We start from the raw sequence: 4,321 nt of genomic DNA on the forward strand, positions 1-4,321 counted from the left end.
AACCGTTAACCGCGGAACGCCCTATGTAGAATTAAGTAAATTTTCGGCTTAAAAACTTGTTTTTGATCTTGGAATGCCGCTAGCCGACTGTGGCGTTCTATGCGGAAGGTTTTTCTTCCACTAAGATAAACCTTTTTTGCTACGCACCGTTCGCTTCGCTCGGGTCGTGAAACAGGGTGAAAGCGAAGATAATCGAGCCATAGCGGCTAGCCGCTGTTGACAGTAGTGCATTAATCAAAATATGGATCCATTATTCCGTTATTAGAGTAACTCTGCTTTTCGTATAACTGTTTCTTATTTATACTTGCAATGATTTCATTTGAATCAATAAATTTGTCTTTACCAAGTATAAGTCTGTATCGAATTTTAGTTTTCAATTTACCTTTAAATTTTGGGATAAGAAATTCCCAATACTCATTAGGATTTAAAAAAACACTATGATAACTATTTCCACAACTACTAGAAGGTAAATACTCAATGTTCTTCCATTCTCCGTCAACTAGTGCTTGTGCAATAATTGAAATTCTGCTGTCTGATGCAAAAAGTTCTATTTCTTTTTCCGTAGTATTAATTAAGTATAATTTATAAGCTAAATATTTATTCCCAATTGAAGAAGTGTCCAACGTGTCAATTCTAAGTATAAAGCCTTTTTCATTGAATTTTTCTATTGCATTTTTTTTGGGTAAGTTATCACTTCCTCCGTATCCACCTAATGCAGTAGTATCAACTTTAGACGAAGAAACATATTTATTGCCCCGGAGCATAAAATTAATGTTGAGTTCTGTTAAATTTTGGGAATAAGAATTTCCCATAATTAATACTAAAAAGATAAAAAGTTGTTTTTTCATATAGGATCTTCTTTGGAGGTTGCATTACTGCCAACGTTCCACCGCTAGCCGAAAGGGCGACTTCCCACAAATGTTGATTAAAAGTACAAAAGTTCCTGTTACCACAAACCTGTCTTTGGTGCACAAAACCCCGCCTTATGGGTAGGTGCTGTTAGCGGTTCGTACTTCTTTGTTAAGCCCAAAATTTCCACCAAGGTTTTTCATTTTTCTGTTTTCGTTTTTTGTCTATTAAGTCCCAACGTTTTTGTTGTTCGCTCAATTGTTCACTTATAAATTTTCCGTCAAAACCAAGTTGATATTTGTTATTGTTGAAGTCCATTAAGCTTATATAATTATCACGAAGTACAAATTCTTCTTGCTCTCTGTTCTCTTCAAAATTTACGATAATATCTCTAAGTCCTATATCCCAAATTATTTGTCCAGAATGGTCAAGACGTTTTACAGTCATTTCCCCATGAGTGAAAAGTCCATTGTCGGCTTTGTAAATTCCAAAACAAGTTGCCATATCAACTTCGGTTATCCAGTTTAGTTTTAAGTCAGGAAGTGATAAGCTGAAAACCTTGTTTGCGCAACAAATAAAAATGTCATTGTTGTCAACGATTGCTGTTTGAGAATGAATTGTTGTCCCACCAGCAATTGCACACACAATAGCACTTTTGTAAAGTTGTCCGCTTGCGAAAACCCTTATTGCATGTTGGCTGCACTGGTAATTTAGAGCTTCTTCATCATGATAAGTAAAGTCATACTTGAAGCTATTGTCAGCAGAATTGAGTTTAAAATCTTTGTCATTCGACAATTCAATTTCGTAATTTTCAAAGGTTAACTTCAATTTACTGTCGTCCATTATCTATCTGTCGTTTTTGTTTGCAGGATTTTTTTAGCATGACCGCTAACGTGCCGCGGCTAGGGGCTTTTTGCAAAACCAGCAAACTGCGTACTGTAAGCTAAGATATAATTTTTAAGTGAAAATCAAACGTGAAACCACGAAAAACCAGCAATAGCTACTAGCCGCTGTTAGCACCAGTTATTGTATCAATTTTTGGTTCAGGAATGTAAAGCATTTTTTCAAATTTGTCGAACTTCACATTTCTCTTAATAGGCTTAAGTTGCTTGTAATTTAGAAACATATTCATTCCTTCTTCAAATTTCCAGAATTGTTCAGGTCCTTTATGACCATGTAACATTACTCTTTTATTATCAATTGAGAAAGCGATAGTAGTCCCATCTTCAATTCCATTATTTAATAGTACAGAATCTTAAGGAAATTTGAAATCACAAATTAAACTGTCTAACATTTTCTTTTCATTCTTTTCAAGCAAGAAGTAATATATACCTTTTTTACCATATGGATACCTATCTTGATAATAAACTGTGTCTGAAGAATTAAATTTCAACAGATAACTCATCCTGATATTTCCTTTTGAATAAGTAAAATTTGAATAACAATTTTTTGTTTCTCTTTTGCAACTACTTAGCAAGAAAAGAAAAAATGTTACTATCATTAGTTTTTTCATGTTACGTCTGGAATAATTGGTGCTAACGTTCCGCGGCTAGCCGACTGTGGCGGTCTAAGCGAAAGTTTTTTCTTCCACTAAGATAAAAGTTTTTTGCTACGCACCGTTCGCTTCGCTCGGGTCGAGAAAATAGGGTGGAAGCGAAGAAATTTGAGCCATAGCGGCTAGTAGCTGTTAGTGGCTGTTTTATTTCAGTTCCATTCTCCATGTTCCATTCCCTGGGTTATAAATAATTGGAATTATATAAAATATAAAACCAAGTTGTCTTTTGAATCTCCATTTTCCTTCAATCTTTTTTCCTTCATCAGAAAGTCGTCCTGAATAATAAAGAGTTGGATGTTTTTTTTCGGAATACACTCGCTCACCATTCAAAGCAATTGAACAATTTCTCGGCATTATTTTTTTAAAGTAAACCTCATTATTTTCTAATCTGCCGATAATTTCACCAGTATCTTTCATCCCACCGGTTTTCTCATCATCATTAACTTTTCCAAAGAATTCTTTTCCGTCAAATTTGTCAATTACAATTTCAAACTCGGTTTCATTATAACCGATTACTTTCTGAATTCTTTCATTATCAAATCTATAATATCCTTTCCAGTTTCCTAGCATTCTTTGTAAATGATTAGTTGTTTTTAAGCAGTTTAAAAATAGCCACTAACGTTCCGCGGCTAGCCGACTGTGGCGGGCTATGCGAAAGGTTTTTTCTTCCACTAAGATAAAAGTTTTTCGTAAAAGCCAAACACCAAACTAGCACTTACCAGCCATAGCGGCTAGCGGCTGTTAGCCGATGTAATTTTACTTGTATTCAAATTTACTATATTTATAAGGCTTTTTTCCACTTTCTAATACTAATTTTTCAAAAGCAATATTCTTTTTTGAGTTTCCAAACCAACAGCTTATAGATTCTAAATTTGAATTTTCAATTGCAGGAATTAAATTTTCAATTTCAACATTATTAGCTGATGTATAAATGAATTCTTTTAATGATTTTGCATTTTTTAAAGAATTCAAATTCTTTAAACCTTTTAGATTTTCAAGATAAATCCTTTTTAAATATATAAGTTTTTCAAAATTTGGTAATTCAGTTACATTTGGTAAAGATTGAATAAATAAATTTTGAAGTTTTACTAAGTTTGATATAAAAGATAAATCTGATAAATCCCTTATTTGCCATAATTCAAGATATTTTAAACTTTGTAAAGTTTCTAATGCTTTAAAGTTTTTAATTCCGCCTAATTTAATGTCAACAGTCCAAAGTTCATTTAAACCAATTAAATAATCTAAATTTTCAGTTGTAATTGAGCGTAATGTTAAATCTTTTAGGTTTTTCAATGTTTTGATTTCTTCAATGCCTTTAGATTGGTTTTCAAGATACAAACATTCTAAATTTTTAAATCTTTTAATAGAATCTATCTTAGGTTTTTTAGATTTAGTTTGGTGTAGATATAATCTTTTAAGATTTGGATTAATATTTTCTAGGATATCAAAACTTTCAAGGTCAAAAATTCCAATACCTAAAGTTTCAATATTTTTAAGTTCTAATAAATTTTCAAATCCTTGTACACTTCTTAAACAATCAGCAGAGAATTTTTGCAATGATGGTATTCTTTTCAGAAAGTTCAAATCACACTTCTCTGAATAATGGCCATATACTCTCAAAGAAATATCAGTTCTTTTAGAAAATAAATTCTCTTCGAGATAGTCAAATTCAAAATCATTTAAAGGACTTGAAAATTGAATTGATGAAATATTCTTGTTTTCATATAATTCAATTATTTCTTTTTTAGTAATTCCTTTTGAAATTTGGTATTGTCCAATTATTTCATTTACAGCTTTTACACTCATTTTTGGTATTATATCGGCTAACGTTCCGCCTTTAGTTTGCATTATTAAATATTAATTACTTTAACCTATAAGGAAACGGGTGAACTAAAACGTTTCGTAGGGTTGTGACCT

At 31.9% G+C, this 4,321-nt stretch carries 4 protein-coding genes; all 4 read right to left on the reverse strand.

Going from position 1 to position 4,321, the window contains the following annotated elements; translation table 11 throughout:
• Positions 1 to 230: 230 nt before the first annotated feature.
• The 4 genes from BUC17_RS13795 to BUC17_RS13820 all read right to left on the reverse strand — a co-directional run bounded on the left by BUC17_RS13795 (position 231) and on the right by BUC17_RS13820 (position 4,252).
• On the reverse strand, positions 231 to 848 hold the full coding sequence (locus tag BUC17_RS13795) for a hypothetical protein (RefSeq protein WP_143161827.1): 618 nt from the start codon (positions 846 to 848) through the stop codon (positions 231 to 233).
• 172 nt (positions 849 to 1,020) lie between these two features.
• Positions 1,021 to 1,692, reverse strand: a complete 672-nt coding sequence (locus tag BUC17_RS13805; protein WP_143161828.1) for a hypothetical protein — start codon at positions 1,690 to 1,692, stop codon at positions 1,021 to 1,023.
• 856 nt (positions 1,693 to 2,548) lie between these two features.
• Positions 2,549 to 2,974 (reverse strand): hypothetical protein, encoded by a 426-nt coding sequence (locus BUC17_RS13815; RefSeq protein ID WP_073365509.1) that lies wholly within the window; start codon positions 2,972 to 2,974, stop codon positions 2,549 to 2,551.
• 186 nt (positions 2,975 to 3,160) lie between these two features.
• Positions 3,161 to 4,252 carry a hypothetical protein gene (locus BUC17_RS13820; protein WP_083545016.1) on the reverse strand — a complete coding sequence of 364 codons (1,092 nt, stop codon included), beginning with the start codon at positions 4,250 to 4,252 and terminating at the stop codon, positions 3,161 to 3,163.
• Between the last annotated feature and the right edge of the window lie 69 nt (positions 4,253 to 4,321).

The sequence above is a fragment of the Flavobacterium fontis genome, assembly GCF_900129405.1.
GTDB classification, from domain to species: Bacteria; Bacteroidota; Bacteroidia; order Flavobacteriales; family Flavobacteriaceae; genus Flavobacterium; species Flavobacterium fontis.